At 47.1% G+C, this 18578-nt stretch carries 27 protein-coding genes; 20 read left to right on the plus strand and 7 right to left on the minus strand.

The window, feature by feature from the left end:
• Positions 1-88 precede the first annotated feature (88 nt).
• The 3 genes from metG to ACI49J_RS01530 are packed head-to-tail and all read left to right on the plus strand — an operon-like array spanning position 89 to position 2029.
• Complete coding sequence (gene metG, locus ACI49J_RS01520; protein WP_012021903.1) at positions 89-427, plus strand: methionine--tRNA ligase subunit beta; 339 nt, start codon at positions 89-91, stop codon at positions 425-427.
• Complete coding sequence (locus tag ACI49J_RS01525) at positions 421-1416, plus strand: GTPase (protein WP_240253848.1); 996 nt, start codon at positions 421-423, stop codon at positions 1414-1416. Before metG ends, ACI49J_RS01525 begins: the two co-directional genes overlap by 7 nt.
• Positions 1397-2029, plus strand: a complete 633-nt coding sequence (locus ACI49J_RS01530; RefSeq protein WP_240253851.1) for a 7-carboxy-7-deazaguanine synthase QueE — start codon at positions 1397-1399, stop codon at positions 2027-2029. Before ACI49J_RS01525 ends, ACI49J_RS01530 begins: the two co-directional genes overlap by 20 nt.
• Here ACI49J_RS01530 and ACI49J_RS01535 read toward each other — a convergent pair.
• A complete protein-coding gene (locus ACI49J_RS01535; RefSeq protein WP_240253852.1) occupies positions 1955-2596 on the minus strand; it encodes a tRNA-wybutosine modification methyltransferase TYW3 in 642 nt (213 codons plus the stop codon). The genes ACI49J_RS01530 and ACI49J_RS01535 overlap by 75 nt on opposite strands.
• Before the next feature lie 100 nt (positions 2597-2696).
• On the opposite strand from ACI49J_RS01535, the gene ACI49J_RS01540 reads away from it, so the two are divergent.
• The 5 genes from ACI49J_RS01540 to ACI49J_RS01560 are packed head-to-tail and all read left to right on the plus strand — an operon-like array spanning position 2697 to position 6341.
• The gene (locus ACI49J_RS01540) at positions 2697-3080 is read left to right on the plus strand and encodes a hypothetical protein (RefSeq protein ID WP_240253853.1); all 384 of its coding nucleotides are present in this window, start codon (positions 2697-2699) and stop codon (positions 3078-3080) included.
• The gene (locus ACI49J_RS01545) at positions 3070-4419 is read left to right on the plus strand and encodes an NAD(P)/FAD-dependent oxidoreductase (protein ID WP_012021898.1); all 1350 of its coding nucleotides are present in this window, start codon (positions 3070-3072) and stop codon (positions 4417-4419) included. Before ACI49J_RS01540 ends, ACI49J_RS01545 begins: the two co-directional genes overlap by 11 nt.
• A gap of 26 nt (positions 4420-4445) precedes the next feature.
• Complete coding sequence (locus ACI49J_RS01550) at positions 4446-4775, plus strand: winged helix-turn-helix domain-containing protein (RefSeq protein ID WP_240253854.1); 330 nt, start codon at positions 4446-4448, stop codon at positions 4773-4775.
• Positions 4776-4809: 34 nt separating this feature from the next.
• Entirely contained in the window at positions 4810-5307 is a 498-nt protein-coding gene (gene cdvB3 / locus ACI49J_RS01555) for a cell division protein CdvB3 (RefSeq protein WP_012021896.1), read from the plus strand.
• Between the two features lie 23 nt (positions 5308-5330).
• On the plus strand, positions 5331-6341 hold the full coding sequence (locus ACI49J_RS01560) for a phosphate uptake regulator PhoU (protein WP_240253855.1): 1011 nt from the start codon (positions 5331-5333) through the stop codon (positions 6339-6341).
• Here the strand turns inward: ACI49J_RS01560 and ACI49J_RS01565 are convergent.
• From ACI49J_RS01565 to pyrE, 3 genes are read right to left on the minus strand one after another with little or no spacing between them, the layout of a single operon-like run.
• Entirely contained in the window at positions 6338-6979 is a 642-nt protein-coding gene (locus ACI49J_RS01565; RefSeq protein ID WP_240253856.1) for a hypothetical protein, read from the minus strand. The two genes, ACI49J_RS01560 and ACI49J_RS01565, sit on opposite strands and share 4 nt — an antisense overlap.
• Positions 6951-7598, minus strand: a complete 648-nt coding sequence (locus ACI49J_RS01570) for an orotidine 5'-phosphate decarboxylase (protein WP_240253857.1) — start codon at positions 7596-7598, stop codon at positions 6951-6953. The genes ACI49J_RS01565 and ACI49J_RS01570 overlap by 29 nt, the downstream gene beginning before the upstream one ends.
• The gene (gene pyrE / locus ACI49J_RS01575; protein ID WP_240253858.1) at positions 7595-8170 is read right to left on the minus strand and encodes an orotate phosphoribosyltransferase; all 576 of its coding nucleotides are present in this window, start codon (positions 8168-8170) and stop codon (positions 7595-7597) included. Before pyrE ends, ACI49J_RS01570 begins: the two co-directional genes overlap by 4 nt.
• Positions 8171-8239: 69 nt before the next feature.
• Here pyrE and pyrB point away from each other — a divergent pair, with 69 nt between their 5' ends.
• From pyrB to ACI49J_RS01635, 12 genes are all read left to right on the plus strand, one after another.
• Positions 8240-9136 (plus strand): aspartate carbamoyltransferase, encoded by an 897-nt coding sequence (pyrB, locus tag ACI49J_RS01580; protein ID WP_240253860.1) that lies wholly within the window; start codon positions 8240-8242, stop codon positions 9134-9136.
• A complete protein-coding gene (gene pyrI / locus ACI49J_RS01585; RefSeq protein ID WP_012021890.1) occupies positions 9129-9605 on the plus strand; it encodes an aspartate carbamoyltransferase regulatory subunit in 477 nt (158 codons plus the stop codon). Before pyrB ends, pyrI begins: the two co-directional genes overlap by 8 nt.
• Entirely contained in the window at positions 9602-10177 is a 576-nt protein-coding gene (locus ACI49J_RS01590) for a 2-polyprenylphenol hydroxylase (protein ID WP_240253862.1), read from the plus strand. The genes pyrI and ACI49J_RS01590 overlap by 4 nt, the downstream gene beginning before the upstream one ends.
• Positions 10167-11318, plus strand: coding sequence for a dihydroorotase (gene pyrC / locus ACI49J_RS01595; RefSeq protein WP_240253864.1), 1152 nt, complete (start codon positions 10167-10169; stop codon positions 11316-11318). The genes ACI49J_RS01590 and pyrC overlap by 11 nt, the downstream gene beginning before the upstream one ends.
• A complete protein-coding gene (gene pyrD, locus ACI49J_RS01600; RefSeq protein WP_240253865.1) occupies positions 11290-12162 on the plus strand; it encodes a dihydroorotate dehydrogenase PyrD in 873 nt (290 codons plus the stop codon). Before pyrC ends, pyrD begins: the two co-directional genes overlap by 29 nt.
• Positions 12159-12455, plus strand: coding sequence for a hypothetical protein (locus tag ACI49J_RS01605; protein WP_012021886.1), 297 nt, complete (start codon positions 12159-12161; stop codon positions 12453-12455). Before pyrD ends, ACI49J_RS01605 begins: the two co-directional genes overlap by 4 nt.
• Positions 12439-12774, plus strand: a complete 336-nt coding sequence (locus ACI49J_RS01610; protein ID WP_012021885.1) for a hypothetical protein — start codon at positions 12439-12441, stop codon at positions 12772-12774. The genes ACI49J_RS01605 and ACI49J_RS01610 overlap by 17 nt, the downstream gene beginning before the upstream one ends.
• Entirely contained in the window at positions 12761-13363 is a 603-nt protein-coding gene (locus tag ACI49J_RS01615) for a MarC family protein (protein ID WP_012021884.1), read from the plus strand. The genes ACI49J_RS01610 and ACI49J_RS01615 overlap by 14 nt, the downstream gene beginning before the upstream one ends.
• 58 nt (positions 13364-13421) lie before the next feature.
• Positions 13422-13892 carry an Lrp/AsnC family transcriptional regulator gene (locus tag ACI49J_RS01620; protein ID WP_012021883.1) on the plus strand — a complete coding sequence of 157 codons (471 nt, stop codon included), beginning with the start codon at positions 13422-13424 and terminating at the stop codon, positions 13890-13892.
• A 147-nt stretch (positions 13893-14039) separates the two neighbouring features.
• Positions 14040-14315 carry a DNA-directed RNA polymerase subunit M gene (locus ACI49J_RS01625; protein ID WP_230842430.1) on the plus strand — a complete coding sequence of 92 codons (276 nt, stop codon included), beginning with the start codon at positions 14040-14042 and terminating at the stop codon, positions 14313-14315.
• 203 nt (positions 14316-14518) lie between these two features.
• The gene (locus tag ACI49J_RS01630; RefSeq protein WP_012021881.1) at positions 14519-14749 is read left to right on the plus strand and encodes a hypothetical protein; all 231 of its coding nucleotides are present in this window, start codon (positions 14519-14521) and stop codon (positions 14747-14749) included.
• Between the two features lie 13 nt (positions 14750-14762).
• Complete coding sequence (locus ACI49J_RS01635; RefSeq protein WP_012021880.1) at positions 14763-16274, plus strand: radical SAM protein; 1512 nt, start codon at positions 14763-14765, stop codon at positions 16272-16274.
• Here ACI49J_RS01635 and serS read toward each other — a convergent pair.
• The 3 genes from serS to hisI form a co-directional block, all read right to left on the minus strand.
• Positions 16271-17638 carry a serine--tRNA ligase gene (gene serS, locus ACI49J_RS01640; RefSeq protein WP_012021879.1) on the minus strand — a complete coding sequence of 456 codons (1368 nt, stop codon included), beginning with the start codon at positions 17636-17638 and terminating at the stop codon, positions 16271-16273. The genes ACI49J_RS01635 and serS overlap by 4 nt on opposite strands.
• Positions 17639-17724: 86 nt before the next feature.
• Complete coding sequence (locus ACI49J_RS01645) at positions 17725-18132, minus strand: metal-sulfur cluster assembly factor (protein WP_012021878.1); 408 nt, start codon at positions 18130-18132, stop codon at positions 17725-17727.
• Between the two features lie 87 nt (positions 18133-18219).
• Complete coding sequence (gene hisI, locus ACI49J_RS01650; protein WP_048060361.1) at positions 18220-18576, minus strand: phosphoribosyl-AMP cyclohydrolase; 357 nt, start codon at positions 18574-18576, stop codon at positions 18220-18222.
• Between the last annotated feature and the right edge of the window lie 2 nt (positions 18577-18578).

The raw sequence follows: 18578 nt of genomic DNA on the forward strand, positions 1-18578 counted from the left end.
TTAGCTTAAAAATTCGTCTCTAATCCTGTTGAACATTTACTTGAACAAGTAAACTCAGCTATTAAACGATAGGAGTACTGGTTCACGCATGGAAATCACAATAGAGGATTTTCAAAAGGTCGAGATGAAAGTTGGGGTTGTTGTGGAGGCAGAAAGGATAGAGGGGACCAGGCTTCTAAAGCTCAAGATAGATCTTGGAGGGGAGACAAGACAGATAATATCTGGAATTGCTGAATATTATACGCCGGAGCAAATGGTGAACAGGAGGGTGATAGTGCTCACCAACCTGAAGCCCAGGGTGATAAGGGGATATGAAAGTCAGGGAATGATCCTGGCAGCAGGATGTAAAGAAGATGAGCAAAAGGGCGTGAAGCCAGTTCTTCTCGCGCCTGATGGGGACGTGCCCCCAGGTACTAGGATATGTTAAATCCCTTTGAGAGGCTTAGACCCTTACCCAGCGTGGACAGCTTCGTGGAGTCTGAGGCAAAGAGGCTCGGCTCCATAGGAGGGAAGACCGTCAAGGAGAGGGAGATAAGGAGGTTAAAGGACTATAGGGACAGAATAGAGGTTTACGTGAATTTCGTGAGGGCCTTCCCAAGAGTTGACGAACTTCACCCCTTCTATAAAACGTCATTGGAGATAGCCTCTGGATCCCTTGATAGGGTGAAGATGTGCCTCTCCGCAATATCCAGACACGCGAACATGGCTCAACGCATGCTTGAGAAATACATGGTAATGATCAAGAGAGAACCTGAGGAGAAAGCCAACTCTTTGATGAGGGCTGGATTTGGCAGGGCTAGTTCCATCTTGAGGAGGATGAACGAGTGCGTTGAGTGGATCTCTGGGGTCGTTACAGTAGTATCCAAGGGAAAGGCAATAGACCCTGAGCTTCCCACGGTAATGGTTGCTGGACCTCCAAACGTTGGGAAATCCACGCTAGTTTCTAAGATATCCTCTGCCAGGCCTGAGATCGCTAACTACCCCTTCACTACCAAGGAGATTCACGTTGGTCACATGGACTGCGGTGTCAAGGTTCAGGTGATAGATACTCCTGGAATTCTGGATAGGCCTGACGCTGAAAGGAACGTTATAGAGAGGAAGGCAGTGAACGCGCTGAGGAACTTAAACGGTCTCATCGTCTTCCTCTTTGACGTATCAACTTCCTCTATTTATGGGGCTGACGAGCAACTCAACATCATGAGGGAAGTGAAGTCCCTGGGCAAACCTGTAATCCTTGCCATGAACAAGATAGATGCTGTTGACGAAAACATGAGGAGAGAGATACTATCGCGGGTGGGGGGCAAGGTCCTGGAGATCAGCTCAGAACAAGGAACGGGAATCCCTGAGTTAAAGAGGGAGATTTTTAACTGGCTTAAGTCAATTTCACAAGATCCAAGTGCGGTACTGGATTGTTGAGATATTCACGTCGATACAGGGGGAAGGGCTGGTCATAGGAAAGCCCTCAAACTTCGTGAGGTTAGCTGGATGTAATCTCCGTTGCGTTTGGTGCGACACCAAATTCTCGTGGATAAGGGAGGACGGCGTACCCATGGAACTTGAGGAAATAACTGGAAAGTTGAGCAGGTCCGTTAAGTGGACCACAATCACTGGAGGAGAACCTCTTCTGCAGGACATCTTGCCCTTAGCCTCAACCCTGAAGAACCTGGGTTACAACGTTGCTGTGGAGACTAACGGAACGATAAAGCCAAAACAGGAGCTGAGGAAGGTTGTAGACGTGTTCTCCGTTTCCCCCAAACTATCTAACTCGGGGCACAAGCTAAGGTATGACTTCTCAGAGGATTGGGCCACATATTACAAGTTCGTCGTAGTGGAGCCAAACAGGGACCTCAGGGAGGTGAAGAACTTCGTTGAGGAGCACAGGATAGATCCCGAGAAGGTCATTGTTCAACCAGACGGTAATAGACAGGACTACATTCAAGCTCTCAAGGAACTGTCAGACACTGTTATGGAGCTGGGACTCCCCTTCAGGGTTCTCCCCCAACTTCACAGAATTATTTCCTATAGATAGAATTGCCTCCCTTAGCTGATCCTTCTTCTCCTTCCCCTTGGCAAGGATCTCGTTTGCTACCTTAACAATTTCCTCCATTTCCTCCAGGGTTGGGGAGACCCTGTCCTTTAGGAGGTGAACCATCCTTATCCCAGTTCTGAGTTCCACCAGGACTCCCTTGCGATTCTCCACTAGGATTCCGCTGTGCTTGAAGCCAACTTCTCTAGCGGTTTTCAGAATAGTCCATGCCTCCTCGTAGTCCTTTGTGTAAGCGTGAAGAATAGGACCTTGGACAATGAGCCACAACCTTCTCATGTGTTTCCTCTCAATTATCCTAAGCAACTCGTCGCTTGGAAGCATGAGATGGTTCTTGTATATGACCGAGGAGTCTTTCCTGCTCCATGGGTAGAAGGAATCTATGACGGTTATTCTCCCACTGCAACTACTGTAGGTAAACGTCTTCTCCCTCCCCATGAAGGCCTCTAGAAGATCCCAGATATCAGGGTCCAGATACCCTATCTCCCTATCCCTAAGCAGTCTGGCCCTAGCTTCCTCCTTGAACCTTATCCATTCAGAATCATTAACCATAGCAACTTTACTTGTTTAACAAAATAAGAGTTCTTTGGGGACAGGTCCACCCCTGCATCTAGTCTGTAAAGGCTAAATTGCCACCCTCCCTTAGTAGCACATGAAAGCTAGGGAAGTTGTGGAACTCTATCGTGAGAGAGAGGAGTACAGGGTTAAGGTTGAGTCCATTGATCCAGATAGCCTGGCCGAGCTAGGTGAAATTCCCCTAGAGGTTCAGGTGGTGTTGGAGAGAGGAGAAAGGAGGAGACTTGTGTTCCTTGCTTTCCTGAAGCTAGCTTACGACTGTAATCCAGACTTTGCTAGGGATTACCTAGATCTTAATCTCTCCCTTGAGGATATATACGAGAAGCACGGAGTTTACACGGAACTTGAATACGTGGCACTCCACTGCCTTCACCTAGTGAAGGACGAGGATGCCTCACATGCCCTCAGGAAGTTAAAAGCCTTTATACTCTCTCGTAAGAGTAGTGACCATGGACTTTGATGTAATAGTAATAGGCGGAGGAGTGGCAGGTGTATCTGCTGCTCTAAGGGCTTCAGAACTCGGCAAGTCAGTGGCATTAGTTGAGAGGGATCAGGTGGGAGGGGAATGCATAAATAGGGCATGCATACCATCTAAAACCCTCATCGACGCAGTAAAAACGGTAAACAGGGTCTCCTCCTCTCCGTGGATAGTGTCCTCGGCAACCTTGGACTATGCTAAACTCAACGAGAACAAGGCAAGGATAATAACTGCAATTAAGGATAGAATGGAGCACAACCTTAACGCCAGGAATGTGAAGGTGATTAAGGGCAACGCCAAGATAAAGGCCCAAGGAGAGGTGGAGGTAGACGGAAGGACTATAACGGGTGACCATCTTGTTTTGTCTACGGGGTCGGTTCCTCTTTCCTTACCTGATTTTCCCCTCAATGGGAGGAACGTTTTGGATCCATGGACTGCTATGAACTTGAAGGAGATAAAGAACAGGATAGTGATCGTAGGTGGAGGGGTTGCAGGGGTTGAGCTTGCGACCTTGTTTAGGGCCCTGAACAAGGAGGTAACAATCCTAGAGTTGATGCCCCAGTTACTCCCTGGATTTGATAGGGATCTGGCCTCAGCTACTAAGAAGAGGTTAGAGGAAAAGGGTATCAGGATATACCTCAACGCCAAGTCGAAGATTGTGAACTCTGAGGGTACAGTGAAGTTCTCCGTTAACTTGCCCAATGCCTCTGAGGAGGTGGAGGGTGACCTAGCAGTTGTCACCATAGGAAGGAAAGCCAGCACTGAGAACCTGAACCTGAAGGAGATTGGCGTTGAGACGGATCAGAGGGGGTACGTGAAGGTTGACGAAAGGGGAAGGACCACCAATCCCAAGGTCTTTGCTGCAGGTGACGTGGCTGGTGTTCCCCTATCCGCTACTAAGGCCTGGAGGCAGGGAATTGTTGCGGGGGATAACATAGGAGGGAAGGAAAGCAAGATGCCGAAGTATATCCCATCTTCAATTTTCGCAGACATGGAAATAGGGACAGTGGGGAAGACCCTCGACGACCTGAAGAAGGCGGGAATAGAGGCCAGGGAAATAATGGTCGAGATGAGAGACATACCTAGGGCCTGGACCCTCAACGAGACTGATGGATTCCTTAAGCTAGTAGTAGCAGGAAACAAGATTGAGGGAGCGCACATGATAGGAGAGGGAGCCACTGAGGTCATCAACACTATGGCGTTGGCCATGGAACTTGGGATCACCACCACCCAGCTGTACTCGGTTACCTTCTCCCATCCCACAGTAAGTGAAGTGATTGGCGAAGCAATACAGAGACTAACTCATGGAGAGATATATTAAGTATTGAATCGTTAGTAAACATGTAAATGGGTGACGATAGAGAGAGGAGACAGGTAAAGAAGCTTTTCATCTTTCTATTTTTAGCATCAAGGGGAGGCAACACTAGGATTAGGATTGTTAATACGCTCCTCAAGTCTCCCCTAAACGCAAACCAGCTGAGCAATCTCCTCTCTCTAGATTACAAGACGGTCCAGCATCACTTGGACGTTCTCATGGAGAACATGATCATAACCAGAGAGGGTTCAGGTTACGGTGCACTATATAAACCAAGTAAGTCGTTCATGATGTACATAGACGTCTTCAACGAGCTAATTTCCGATATAAAGATGCCTAAGACTACTAGGAAACAACCCTAAACTCTCTTAAGCGTTATGCCACAATACTAATGGCATGAAAAGGGACCTCCAGAGACTGTTAGTTGACGTTAAGATTGCCAGGGGGAAGATAAGGCTATGGCAGAACAGGCTCAGTGCTAGGGCAGAACAGTTCAAGAGACTTTCTGCCAACAACGCGACTAAATTCGCTACCTTGGCAGAACAGTACGCTAAGGAATCGGAACAGCTAGAAAATATACTGAACTACATGGATAGGTTGGATGTTCTACTTGAGATGGTTGAGCTCAAACTTGAGACCCTTGTCTATATAGACTATGTATCCCAGGACATGGTCAACCTAATAGAGGCGTTGAGGGAGTTCAGACGAGTTACTCCACTCCTAAGCACAGAACTAAGCATGCTCTTGGACGAACTCTATTCCGGCTTCTATGCCTCTGTGGAGGTGCCCGAACCCATGAGAATAAGGGCTAGGGAGGAAGCCAAGACGATCCTTAAGGAAAGTGAAAATATAGTTAACAGTAGAAACAAGACTAAAGTCGGTGCACAAGCTTAAATATATATAGTTCTATATATGATATGCAGAGCAGATCGTCAAGAAGGATTCAATTAACAGGGGGATCCACTTATATCATCTCCTTACCTAAGTCCTGGGTAAGACAGCTATCCTTAAACCCAGGGGATGAAGTTGAGGTAATTCAGGACAACAACTTTAGGCTCCTCCTAGTCCCTAAGGGGATTCCACAGGACACTAAGCAGAACAGGGCAACCATTACATGTGAAAATTTGAGGCCAACCTTCGCAGTTAGGGAGTTCATCGCCTATTACATGGCTGGTTTCACAATAGTCTCACTGATATGCCCCAAGATGAAGGCTGAGGATAGGGCCATGGTAAAGGACAGCGTAAGGAAAAGATTACTTGGGGCTGAGGTTATAGAGGAGGACAACTCAAACCTGACTGTTCAGTTCCTGGTTAACGAAAAGGATCTGCCAATCTCGAGGGCCATAAACAGGGCAGCCGTGATCACCCAGAACATGTTAAAGGATACTCTTGACGCCCTGAGGAACAACGACGCGGAGATGGCCAAGGAGGTCCAGGAGAGAGACGACGAGGTGGATAGGTTCTACTTTTACGTAGCTAGACAACTCACTCTAAGCATAAGCTCATTTGAAATACTTGAGGAGGAAGGTTACAATGCCACCCAGATCGTGGACATTTACTCTGCGGTTAAATCAATTGAGAGGATCGCAGATCATGCAAGTAGGATCTCCAGTTTGACACTAGAAGTTGGCCCACAAACACCTCAACCAATACTGGAATTTGGGAACAAGGTTCTTGAGGTTTACAAGGAATCGACTAGGGCATTTCTAAACGGCAAGAGGGAGATAGCTAACAAGATCATCGATCAAGATTATGAGCTCGCCACAGAGCATAAGAGGGTCACGGAGACGATCTTTAGGTCAAGTGAGACCATGAAACCCTCACTCTTGCTTATCACGGATTCCTTCAGGAGGGTTAGCAGGTATTCTTTGGACCTCGCTGAGACTACCATAAACCTGCTGGCAAAAACTAAGACGATTGAATCCTAGAATCTATTCAACGACATAACCAGATTGGGAGCCCTAAACAAGCTATAGGATTTAGTTAGGTCCTCGAGCCTTTTAGCCTTCTTCACCTTGTTTGCCAGTGAAATCAACGCATCTCTATCTTCAATCGTGTAAGGTCCGTTCCTGTACACAATGAGGGCACATTCTGGATTCATAACGCCTATACTGAAGTACCCCTTTATGAACAAGTTATCGGCGGTTTCCAGATCCGGGTGCGAGAAAAGGCAAATACCGGGGTGGGTATGGGCCGAGGTGATACCGTGGGGCATGGGCAAACTCACCCTATTCTCCTCTCCCTCGAAGATCACGTACTCCCCAGTATCCAGAGTGAAGGAGATGAACTCCACACCATTCCCCATCGTTCTCTTGGAGTAATCCATGAAAACCTCTTTTAGGAAATTCAAATGTGTTAAGAAGATCTCACGATAGAGCACAGTGTAGGGGTACGGCCCTTTTCCCGTTCTGACTCCCTCAAGCGAGATTTCGGAAAAAAGCTCCTCTAGATCTGTGGTGCATACTACGTCATTTTCCTCATAAATCTCCTCTGCCTTATTCACGAGATTAGAAAGCTTAGCAAGCCTTACTGACGTCTCATGAACCCCGATCTTTTGCTCCTTCACAGGAACTCAAAACCTCCTCCTGAGATCTCACTATCTCCTCCAGCTTTCGAGCAGGATCGGTGGACTGGTACACACTCCTTCCCACTATCTCATAGTCTGCCCCATGGCATAGGGCGATTCCAGGTTTCGCCCCCTGTGTGCCTACACCCGGAGATATCACCAGTTTGTCTGGGAAATCTCCCTTAACCCTCGAGATCATGGAAGGTCTAGTTGCAGGTGCCACAAACCCCTTTGGATTAACCCTTCTTGCCACTTCCCTGAGATACGGATAGAAAGCGTCGTTCCACCCTGGGTGGGACATGGACAGGACCAAGAAGAGGTCAACCCTCTGGCTAAGGGGAGCAAGACCTCCCTCCACTCCCACAAAAGCGTGTGCTATAAAGGAGTTCGTGATGTCCTTTAGCTCGTCCACTATTAACACCATGGTATTATCTATGTCTGCGAGTTTCAGATCGAGGATTTTGATCCCATCAACGAGGCCCACAAGTTCCTTAACTTTCTCCTTACCCAGGTTAAGTAGGAGAGGCCATCCCACCTTAATTCCAGCCACTTTCCCATTAAGTTTCCTTAAGGTCTCTTCAGGGATGGGCGAGTCTAGGGAGAGTATCACCCTGTTCACTTAGTTCCACCCAAGTATTCCTCTATGAGCTTTCTTTCGTTCTCACTTAAGCTACTGGAGAGCGACCTCAGGATATCGCTTATCTTGAACACAGAGATGAAATCTATCCCAAGACTTCTCAACTTCTCAGACGCACCTTCTTCCCTATCCACGATAACCAGCGCTCCCACTACTTTGCCTCCGCTCCTGACTATCTCTGCAGACGCCCTTTCAAGGGATCCTCCAGTCGTCGCCACGTCGTCAACCACTAGAACCTTCCTTCCAGTGACCTCTCCCTCCACCAGTTTGTCGGTCCCATATCCCTTCCTCTCTACCCTGACGTAACCCATGGGGATGCCCATCCTACACGCCAGAAAGGATGCAAGGGGCACACCACCTGTTGCTACGCCCATAACGAAATCGAAATCCACTTTCTCAACCTTCTTAATTGCCTCATCCACTACCTGGCGAAATTCGGGATAGCTGGGAAACCTCCTGAGATCAATGTAGTAGGGACTGGTTTTCCCGGATGTTAACACGAAGTTGCCAATAAGCAAAAGTTTCCTTCTCACTAAAACTTCTCCTATATCCATTGTAACCCAGTCTAGATACTAGGAAAAGAGTTTAAATATAGTTCGAGTCAATAGTTTGAAGGGCATTACGTGAAGGATGTAATTTCGGTCCTCGATTTTTCAAAGGGTGAGATTCTCCAACTTTTCGAACTCACGGATAAGTTTCTTTCAGGCGGGTTTAGGCCAAGCCTTGAGGGTAAAATAGTAGCTACTGCGTTCTTTGAGCCGAGCACAAGGACTGCGTTAAGCTTCACAAGTGCTGCTCTATCTGCAGGAGCAAAGGTCCTGGGATTCTCCTCGGATGAGGCCACATCAGTGTCCAAGGGTGAGAACCTAGCCGATACCATAAGAATGCTTGAGAACTACGCTGACTGTATCGTCATGCGCCACAAGTTGGATGGCTCAGCGAAGTTTGCTGCTGAGGTTGCCAAGAAACCAGTGATAAACGCTGGGGATGGGAAAAGGGAGCATCCCACACAGGCACTAATAGACATGTATACCGTGAGGAAACTCTTTGGGACTCTGGAAGGCCTAACCTTTGGTTTCTTAGGAGATCTTAGATACGCTAGGACAGTGAACAGCATGTTGAGAATCTTGACCCTATTTAAACCCAAGATTGTGTACCTGATCTCTCCCCCACAACTCAGGGCTAGAGCCGAGATCCTAGAGGAATTAAACTATCCTGTGAAGGAACTCACTGACGTTAAGGATGTCGTGGGCGAGCTTGACGTGCTCTACGTGACGAGAATTCAGAGGGAGAGGTTTCTAGATGAGGATGAGTACGAAAAGGTAAAGGAAAGTTATCGTCTCGACTATAGAACTGTTGAGAGGATGAGAAAGGAGTCGGCAATTCTACATCCCCTCCCAAGGGTTTCAGAAATAGACAGGAGGATCGACTCTATGCCTCAAGCCAAGTACTTCTTGGAGGCATCCTACGCGGTTCCCCTAAGATCGGTGTTACTTCACGAGGTAATGGCCGGTGATTGAGTTGAAAAGCGGTCTTCTAGTGAGCAAGATAAGGAACGGAACAGTTATAGATCACATACCTGCAGGAAGAGCCTTGGCTGTCCTCAAGATTCTCGGAATAAAGGGGATAGAAGGGTATAGGATTGCCCTAGTCATGAACGCTGAGAGCTCCAAGATGGGGAGAAAGGACATCCTGAAGATAGAGGACAGGGAGATAGAGGAGAAGGAGGCAGAGCTGATTACCCTGATAGCTCCAGAGGCCACAATAAATATCATCAAGGACTATGAAGTAGTGGGGAAAAGGAAGCAGGAAATACCGCAAGAGGTAGTGGGCCTGTTAAGGTGTACCAATCCTTCCTGCATTACTAACAATGACGTAGAGGCAATAACTAGATTTAGAACCCTCAAGAGGAGACCACTTCAGCTAGCATGTGAGTACTGCGAGACAAGGCTTACAGAGGATGAGGTCGTGAGGCAGATTTTAGGATGATCTCCAGAGTCCTTGAGTACCACATGGAGGCGAGTTCCACCAGGTTTACCCTAGAATATAACGGTGTGCCACCGAAGCCGGGACAATTCGTAACTGTGTTCATTGGCGAGAGGGAGATTCCGCTGGGGGTGTCGGACTACAGGGAGGGGGAGATAGAGGTCTATGTGGATTCCAAGACATTGGCCCAGAAGCTAATGGGTAGCAGGATGGTACTGGTGGATGGGCCCTTCGGTAGGCCTCTGAAACTGGGAAACATTAGGGCGATATCCACAGCTGAGCTCTATCACGATGTTCTTTTCCCTCTCAGGGAGGCGAGAAGGAAGGGATTTGACGTTACCTTAGAGTGCATTGATCAGTGCAATGTCAACTTCCCCTCTAAAAAGAGAGCATGGGATATCACGATTGCCTCAGTGCCCAAGGAGAGGATAAGGGATCTACCTCAAGGTACACTAGTTTATGTTAGGTGGGTGAAGATGAACTGCATGAGAGGGGTTTGCGGTGTATGTCAGATAAGGGGAAACCTAGCGTGCTTTGAGGGACCCTTTCTGGAGGTAGAGAGAATTGTGGATTAAGGGAAAGCTTTTCCTAGGAGAGATAGTGGAGGGTTGCGTTGGATTTGATAGGAGGATAAGGGAGACCAGAAGGGAATGTAAGCCTGACCTGAAGCTACCTGAGGACTCCCTCATATTTCCTGCTGGAGTTGACATGCACGTTCACCTTAGGGGACTTCAACTATCCTATAAGGAAACCGTGGCCTCTGCCACCTCTGAGGCAGTGTACGGTGGCATAGGGGTTGTGGTGGATATGCCCAACACCTCTCCGGTGATCAACAGCGAGGAGACTATCAAGCTAAGGCTCGCTGAACTGGCGAATCACTCGAGATGTGATTACGGTATTTACTCGGGTGTAACCAAGGAGAACGTGGATAAGATGCCCATAGCAGGGTACAAGGTGTTCCCTGAGGATCTCGAGAGGGAAGAGGTGGAAAGGGTATTCTCTTCACCTAAGCTCAAGGTTCTTCATCCCGAAATCCCAATGTCACTACGTCCAGGTAGGGGTAACAGGCGTCTTTGGCAAGAGATAGCCTCCCTCTTCCTCATCAGGGGAAAGTTCCACATCACGCACGTGAGTAACCTTGAGACCCTGAGGATTGCAAGGAGCCTGGGTTATACCACAGACCTAACCATGCATCACCTTCTCGTTGACGGGGAGAGGAATTGCCTTTCGAAGGTTAACCCACCCATCAGGGATATCACAGAGAGAAGGAAATTGCTCTCAGCCCTATTCGAAGCAGACGCAGTCGCAAGCGATCATGCTCCGCACTCGAGCTGGGAAAAGGGTTTACCATTCGAGATATGTCCGCCTGGTATCCCAGCAATGTCCTTCACTCTCCCCTTCATTTACACCCTCGCGTTTAGGGGAGTGCTTCCCATCTCAAGGGCCGTGGAGTTAACGGCAACTGGGCCAAGCAAAATCTTGGGGATCAAGGCCGGTGAGATAAGGGAGGGTTACCTGGCCAACTTCGTCATCCTTAGAAAGGATAGGTGGAGATACTCCACCAGGTATAGTAAGGCCATACACACTCCGCTGGACGGTTTCGCCCTAGACGCAACCGTGTATGGAACAATTGTAGAAGGAAAGGTAGCTTATCTAGAGGGACATTCCTATCCTGTGAGGGGATCCAATGTATTCGACGAGACTGGCAGGAGTTGAACTAGAGGACCCGCTCATTATCGCCTCAGGGATAATTCCCGACGTTCCGGAGTACATGTCACGCGTGTGTAAACAGTATAAACCATCTGCGATTACCACAAAGACCTTCACCCTTCACCCCCTCGAGCCCCATGGACCGCCTACCCTGATCAGAGTCGGAGACGGATGTTACATGAATGCCATAGGTCTTGGAAATCCAGGAATTGGTGAGCTCAAACCGATGGGATGTAAACTCTTCGTGAGCGTCGGCGGATCCTCTAAGGACGAGATAGTGAGAACAGCATCCTTGGCCAACGATCTAGCGGAGATCATTGAAATCAACGTGAGCAGTCCCAACAGGAGGAGCTACGGTGCCGATATGGCCCAGCAGGTTAAGGAGATAGTGAAAGACGTGAAGGGGGTAACTACAAAACCAGTGTTCGTTAAATTGGGACCCTGGGATAACGTTCAGGACTTAGCAGGAAAGGCACTTGAGGGAGGGGCAGATGGTCTCACCCTCATAAATACACTGAAGGGAATGAAGGTCAACGTGATAAGTGCCAAGCCGATACTCAGTTACGGAACGGGTGGAATCTCTGGGAGGTGTATACACCCCCTTGCAGTTAGGGTGATCCATGACGTATATAAGGAATACTCACCAGAGATAATAGGGATAGGGGGAGTTTTCTCTGCAGAGGACGCATTGGAGCTCATGGAGGTAGGAGCTAAGGTTGTGGGAGTTGGAACGCTGATCATTGACCAGGGACTTGAGGCGTTCGAGACCTTGAGGCGTGACTTTCACAGGTTGGTTCAAGAGATGGGAATAAATCTAACCGAAGTAATAGGATCTGCAGTGAAAAAATGACAAGGATAAACATGAAAGGCAGGGATATGGAGAACCTAGTGTTCCTGGGCAGGGTCAAGACTGTGAACGTAGAGTTTTGTAACGATAGCAAAACCATGGCCAAAGTTGTAGCCACCCTGGATACGAGCGAAGAGGTAGAGACAGAGTGCATTCCCATTAGGGCTGCGGGCAAGATCTCAACCGTGATGAAACATTATCTCAGGCTCGGTGTGGGAAATTATATAATTAAGGAAGGAGAGATTACTGGAAACGTGGATACGGAGGGAGGAGATGAGGATGAAACTCAGAATTGATAAGTTACCTAAAACAGACGAGGATATAGAGGAGATACAAAGGGAAGTTGAAAGCACCCATCACCACGAGCATGAGCATGAGCATCATCACGAGGAATCGGACCTGGAGTCAATATTGGGAGAACTATACATGAATTATCAGAGCTTAGACTCTAAGGCCAAGGAGCTAGAGGAGGAGAACGCGAGACTTAGAAAGGAAATTTCTACACTGTATAGAATTCTTTCTCACGTGGTAATTGCCTTATCCACTAACAATGAGAAAGAAAAGCGCAATGCTTTAAGTGAGATCCTTTCTGTACTAAACAATGATAATAGATAACGTCCTCGTGATTGCAATCAAAGTTTTTGCGGTGATGGATCCTTTCTCGATTATACCCTACATCCTCTCGATCTTTGAGGAGGCCACTCAGGGCGGAGAAAACATGAAGTGGTCCTACCTTGTCAACAAGGTGGAAGTTGCGGTTGTGGTATTACTTTTGCTCTTTTCCGTTATAGGTAGATTCATTCTAGAATTCTTGGGAATACAACCCTACTCCCTGGAGATAGGAGGAGGTATTCTACTCGTATACCTGGGAATAGATACTCTTGGTGGATTCCAACAACTCAAGTTCCTGTCCAAGAGATTGGAGGAAGCAGTCGTTACGCCCATTGCCACGCCCCTAATCGTAGGTCCAGGTACCATGACTGCATTAGTCTCGCTATCTGTGCAGAACAGCATCATTGAACTGGCCATAGGGAGTTTGATAGCTGCGCTTCTAACGTACCTAGTGCTCATGATAGGACCGCTTCTCATAAAGATCCTTGGAAGGACTGGAACCGTGGCCGCTGGTAGGTTTACTGCTATCATCATAGCTGCCTTTGGAGTACAGTTAATTATACAGGGTATATCACAGGCAAAGGTTGCATGACAATTCCTTCGGAGAATAAAAATTTTTTAATTAGAAATCATAAAGAGCGGAGGGTTTCATGTCAAACGGTGGAAGAAAGAAAGTTGAGCTGGATACAGTTGACAGGAGGCTTCTTATTGAGCTGTTAAGGGATTCTCGAGTCAGCCTTAGGAGGCTGTCCGAGGAGATGAGTGTATCCCCCGCTACACTCCATAACAGGCTTACCAGACTTGTCCAGGAGGGAGTAATCAAGGGATTCACTGCCCTCGTGGACTACACAAAGCTTGGGTATTCGCTTTCCGCAATTATCATGGTGAAGGTGAACGGAAAGTATCTCGTGGAATTTGAAAAGGAGATCGCTAACACAGATAACATTGTCGCAGTCTATGATGTTGTTGGCGAATATGACGTGGTATTAATTGCAAAGTTCAGAAGCGTAGAGGATCTTGACGTCTTCCTGAAACAGCTTCTAAAGAACAACAAAGTGGAAAGGACCTACACAAGTATTGTGCTCAATGCGGTTAAGGAGGATCCAAGGGTTAAGATTTAGACTAATGTTGTACTATTTTATTCTTTTCTTTATATTAATCTAAATTCTATGAAAATCACGTATCCCCAAAATCCTTAAATAGGAATCCTAGGGCTTACCTAATATATGGTGTTTTGATTGAAGTTCTGTCCAAAGGATGGAGGTATAATGCTACCTGCGAAGAAGGGTGACAAGGAAATCCTGAGATGTAAGAAGTGCGGATATGAGGAACCATTGGATAAAAAGACGAGGAAAGCATATCAGATAAAGGAGGATAAGTCCAAGTCCGGGAAAGTGTTAACTACGTCCATCGTAAGCGAGAAGGAAGGTAGAAGGAGAGAAGACGATGAATGGGAGCAGGAGAGGGAGGAGTACTATAAGGAAATTGGCCTGGATTTGTTGAGGGATGAATTAGAGGGTTCGGAAGAGCACGAAGAGGAATAGGGGCAGTCTCCAACCTTCTTCCATCATCAACATGTTATCTTCACAGGCCACTCTACGGAGATATGAATTATACCATGCTTTTGGAATAATACTTTTATTATGTAATATTAAATGTTATAAAATATTTAGCTTCTTCGATGACCCTTGATATCCTACTTTAACACCGTAAACATTATATTAGCAATCTCATTATTCATTGACTTATGAGAATTTCGGAAACTACGAACAAATATTTGCTGAGGAAGGGCAATAAGGAGCTTTTCATTGAAGAGGTGAAGAACGAGAAGGGTGAGAGATTTTTTTCCGTAACTATGATTAGAAGAAGTAAAACAGCAAATGGAGACGAATGGACCCTTGACGAAAGCGGTTACAAGACGATAGATAGGAACAACATTGACGCAGATCTGAAGAAGCTCCTCCAAAGCCTAGAGTAAGGAGGGGGAGGAAATGGAGAACTTCGACTTCATCTTAACCACAGATCGCTGTTTGATGACGAACCATCACGGTAAGGAGTTCCTGGGATTTCTGGGAACAGGGCCCGCAGTGGGTGTCCCTGAATCTGCGTGGAAGTGGCTAGCCTGTCCCAAAATGAAAACAGATGACATTGGCAGACCGTGGGAAGCCCCCTATGGGATGAGAAAGGTTGAGGCGAAACTCATAGATGAGGGGTTTAAGGCAGCAATAATTGATCCAGATCACCTAGCTCCCCATCTCAAAAACGCCAAGGCTCTCATGTTCTCGCACCACGACTATTTCGCGTTTGGTCCACCATCATCCACATGGTGGGGAATAACCAAGCAAGAGCCGGTGAATTACAAGAGCTTCCAGGAGCTAATTAACAAGCCCGAAGTTCAGGAGGCCAAGAAAAGAGGCGTGAAGATGATCGCTGGAGGTCCGTCAGTGTGGCAATGGCTTTGGAGGGAAGACATGATAGAAAAGGTAGGCATTGATACCCTAGTTGATGGTGAGGCGGAAAGGGTCATTGGAAAACTGGCTCAGATGATCCTAGATAATGAGGACCTCCCCAGGTACATGTATGTGAGTGGAGAAGACGTCCCAGGGATAGAGGACATCCCTGACATTAAGGGGGCTAGCGTTAATGGACTCATAGAGATCATGAGAGGATGTGCCAGGTCCTGTAGATTCTGTTCAGTGACACTAAGACCCACCAGGTACTATCCGCTGGAAAAGATAGAAAGGGAGTTACAGGTGAACGTTAGGGCTGGGGTTAGGCATGGGGTTATTCACAGCGATGATGTCCTGTTTTACGGGGCAGTGGGTATCTTGCCCAGGCCTGAGCCATTGATAAAGCTTCACAAGATGGTTAAGAAGTACTACAAGACCATTGCTTGGAGCCACGCAAGCTTAGCTGCCATAAGGTTCTCTGAGGAGAAATACGGCCTTATTTCGAAGTTGTCTGAGATAATTTATGAGAACGGATCCCAGAACTACCTGGGAGTAGAGGTTGGGATTGAGACTGGATCCCCGAGGCTAGCGAAGGAAATAATGCCAGCAAAGTCAGCTCCATACAAGCCCGAGAGCTACCCTGAGACAGTAGCAGAAGCTTTCAAGATAATGCATGAGCACAATATAATTCCAGCCGGTACCATGATAGTTGGCTTGCCAGAGGAAAAGGAAGATGACGTCATAAGAACAATAGAGCTCGTGGATAATCTCAAGCCTTTCAGGAGCATTCTGGTACCTATGTTCTTCGTTCCCATGGGATACTTCAAGAACAAGGACTGGTTCACAAGGATTCAGCTAAGTCCCTCTCACATTGAGCTGTATAAGAGAGTGTTCTGGCACGACGTATATTGGGCTGAAAATATATTGAATAGCTTCTACATGAAGGGACCAGTCTACTTCCCGGTCAGAATGGTGCTGAAGCTGTTCCTGAGAGTAGCAAAAAGAAGAATGAAGCAAGTCGAGGCCTGGCTAGAGAGCCAGATGAAGGCCTAACTCTTTTTTCTAGGTGTTATGTAGTCTTTAGGAGCTCTCTGGAACCTCTCAAGATAAGGCCTTAAAACCTTGGGAATAACCACTGAACCATCTTCGAGCTGGTTGTTCTCAAGGATTGCAGTTATTGCCCTAGTTGTAGCAACTGCAGTGCTATTCAGGGTATGCACGAATCCCTTTCTATTCTTCTTCCTGTCCACAAACCTTATTTTCATTCTAAATGCCTGCCAATCCGTACAGTTACTGCAGCTCACCATTTCCCTAAACTTGGCCTGTGCTGGCATCCACACCTCCAAATCATATTTCTTTGCTGCACATGCTCCTAGATCACCGGAGGCAATATTCACCACCCTATATGGTAGCTCAAGACCTTGAAATATCTGTTCAGCGTTGCCTAGCAGTTCCTCATGGAATTTCCAACTGTCCTCAGGTAAGGAGAAAATGAATTGTTCCACCTTATTGAACTGATGAACCCTGAATATCCCCTTAAGGTCCTTGTTAGCAGCCCCAGCCTCTTTCCTGAAAGCGGGACTTAAGCCGACATATCTGAGGGGGAGCCTCTCTGCCTCTATTTCCTCCTTAAAATACAGCGCAGCTATGGGATGTTCCGCGGTGGCTATTAGGTAAAGGTCTTCTCCCTCGATCTTGTAAATTGCGTCCTTGAAAGTGTCTAGGTCAATCACTGACTGTATTACCTCTCCCCTTAGCATGTATGGAGGAATTACCAGGGAATAACCCTTCGAGGTTATCACGTCCAAGGCGTAAGCTATCAATGCCTGTTCTAACCACGCAACGTCCTCAAAAAGATAGTAGAACCTGGATCCAGCAACTTCCCCTGCCTTTGCTGTATTACCCAGTTTGAGTACTGCCTCAAGTTCATCAGCGTGACCCACAGGCTTAAACTTGATTATCTCGTAATCCGGGTTAAGACCCTTAACCTGTGATAGGAACTCGTTGACGTCCTTTTCGTATACCCTGAACTTACCCCATACCTTTATAGGAACGTTATACGAATCATCTGGACCGACAGGCACACTCTCATGAACCACGTTGGGTAAAGTCCTCAGGATGTTATCTCTCTCCTCCTCTATCGTCTTCAGTTCCTTTTCCTTGGCCTCTATTATCGAGAGTAGGTTTCTCGCCTCCTCAATTTTCTTTTTCCTCTCCTCTGGCGAGAGTCTCGGAATCTGTGAACTGACCACGTTATGTTCATGCCTAAGCTTCTCGACCTCTTGGAGTATGGCCCTCCATTTCTTGTCAAGCTCCACAGCCTTTTCTGCCAGTTGAGGGTTAACATTCCTCTTTCTCAAGCTTTCCATTAACGAATCTGGGTTGTTCCGTATTAGCTCAAGTAAACTCCAGGACACAACACAATAAAAAGGTAAGAGGTTTTATCTTCTATGGCGGTTGGGTGAAGGTTATCCACCTAAACTAACGGGAAATTAAAAGAAGTTCAGGATCCCTGATTCTGCGACGCGTTCTGCTCCTCTGGAAGGCCATAGGTCTGTATCCACATTTCCACTATATCGTAACCGTAAAGCTTCTTGAACTTCTCCCTTCCCTCAGAGCTCATCTTCAAGGGGCTCCATTGGGTTTCCATGTCTATGTCTACATCCACATTCCTGGCCGGAACGGTCTCCTTTACCACTTCCTGCACGGTGTAAACGAGATCGTCAACCACCGGGCAACCAGGCGCAGTTAAACCAAGCTTCAGGTAGACATCTCCCTCATCTGAAATCTTTAGGTCATAAATCAGACCCAGGTTTACTATGTCCACTGGAATTTCTGGGTCATAAACCTCTTTCAAGGCTTCCATCAGTTTCTTAGTCCACTCTTCTTTGTTAACTGTTTGTGTACTCATGTCAATCACAATACATTGTTAGCGAAGGTTTTATTCTTTTTTTCCTAAAAACCATCTATTTCTAAATGTTTGAAGAGAATAAAATTCCTACTCCTTCAGAAAATTGGAGGAATCCCTATAAAAGCAGGTCCTGTTGCCGGTGTGGCATACGGGCCCTCCTGACTTAACCATAGCTACAATAGCGTCACCGTCGCAGTCTATTTTGAAGTCTTGGAGGTACTGGAAGTTCCCCGATGTCTCCCCCTTTAGCCATAACCTATTCCTGGAAAGGGACCAGAAATGAACTAGGCCAGTGGTCAGGGTTAGAACCACTGCCTCCCTATTCATGTTGCCCACCATGAGTACTTCCTTGGATTCCACGTCTTGTAGAACAGCAATCACGGTGTTCATTTCATGTCTATAGTTCAACTTCGACGCAATGGCCTCCGCAGTTTCCCTATCCATCT

The organism is Metallosphaera sp. D4-4, from assembly GCF_046245145.1.
Lineage (GTDB): Archaea > Thermoproteota > Thermoprotei_A > Sulfolobales > Sulfolobaceae > Metallosphaera > Metallosphaera sedula.

Excerpts from the sequence above, each read along its gene's own strand:
- metG (WP_012021903.1), top strand. The coding sequence starts at position 89 with ATGGAAATCACAATAGAGGATTTTCAAAAGGTCGAGATGAAAGTTGGG.
- ACI49J_RS01525 (WP_240253848.1), top strand. The coding sequence starts at position 421 with ATGTTAAATCCCTTTGAGAGGCTTAGACCCTTACCCAGCGTGGACAGC.
- ACI49J_RS01535 (WP_240253852.1), bottom strand. The coding sequence starts at position 2,596 with ATGGTTAATGATTCTGAATGGATAAGGTTCAAGGAGGAAGCTAGGGCC.
- ACI49J_RS01540 (WP_240253853.1), top strand. The coding sequence starts at position 2,697 with ATGAAAGCTAGGGAAGTTGTGGAACTCTATCGTGAGAGAGAGGAGTAC.
- ACI49J_RS01545 (WP_012021898.1), top strand. The coding sequence starts at position 3,070 with ATGGACTTTGATGTAATAGTAATAGGCGGAGGAGTGGCAGGTGTATCT.
- ACI49J_RS01550 (WP_240253854.1), top strand. The coding sequence starts at position 4,446 with ATGGGTGACGATAGAGAGAGGAGACAGGTAAAGAAGCTTTTCATCTTT.
- cdvB3 (WP_012021896.1), top strand. The coding sequence starts at position 4,810 with ATGAAAAGGGACCTCCAGAGACTGTTAGTTGACGTTAAGATTGCCAGG.
- ACI49J_RS01560 (WP_240253855.1), top strand. The coding sequence starts at position 5,331 with ATGCAGAGCAGATCGTCAAGAAGGATTCAATTAACAGGGGGATCCACT.
- pyrE (WP_240253858.1), bottom strand. The coding sequence starts at position 8,170 with ATGGATATAGGAGAAGTTTTAGTGAGAAGGAAACTTTTGCTTATTGGC.
- ACI49J_RS01590 (WP_240253862.1), top strand. The coding sequence starts at position 9,602 with ATGATCTCCAGAGTCCTTGAGTACCACATGGAGGCGAGTTCCACCAGG.
- pyrD (WP_240253865.1), top strand. The coding sequence starts at position 11,290 with ATGTATTCGACGAGACTGGCAGGAGTTGAACTAGAGGACCCGCTCATT.
- ACI49J_RS01605 (WP_012021886.1), top strand. The coding sequence starts at position 12,159 with ATGACAAGGATAAACATGAAAGGCAGGGATATGGAGAACCTAGTGTTC.
- ACI49J_RS01610 (WP_012021885.1), top strand. The coding sequence starts at position 12,439 with ATGAAACTCAGAATTGATAAGTTACCTAAAACAGACGAGGATATAGAG.
- ACI49J_RS01615 (WP_012021884.1), top strand. The coding sequence starts at position 12,761 with ATGATAATAGATAACGTCCTCGTGATTGCAATCAAAGTTTTTGCGGTG.
- ACI49J_RS01620 (WP_012021883.1), top strand. The coding sequence starts at position 13,422 with ATGTCAAACGGTGGAAGAAAGAAAGTTGAGCTGGATACAGTTGACAGG.
- ACI49J_RS01625 (WP_230842430.1), top strand. The coding sequence starts at position 14,040 with ATGCTACCTGCGAAGAAGGGTGACAAGGAAATCCTGAGATGTAAGAAG.
- ACI49J_RS01630 (WP_012021881.1), top strand. The coding sequence starts at position 14,519 with ATGAGAATTTCGGAAACTACGAACAAATATTTGCTGAGGAAGGGCAAT.
- ACI49J_RS01635 (WP_012021880.1), top strand. The coding sequence starts at position 14,763 with ATGGAGAACTTCGACTTCATCTTAACCACAGATCGCTGTTTGATGACG.
- ACI49J_RS01645 (WP_012021878.1), bottom strand. The coding sequence starts at position 18,132 with ATGAGTACACAAACAGTTAACAAAGAAGAGTGGACTAAGAAACTGATG.
- hisI (WP_048060361.1), bottom strand. The coding sequence starts at position 18,576 with ATGGATAGGGAAACTGCGGAGGCCATTGCGTCGAAGTTGAACTATAGA.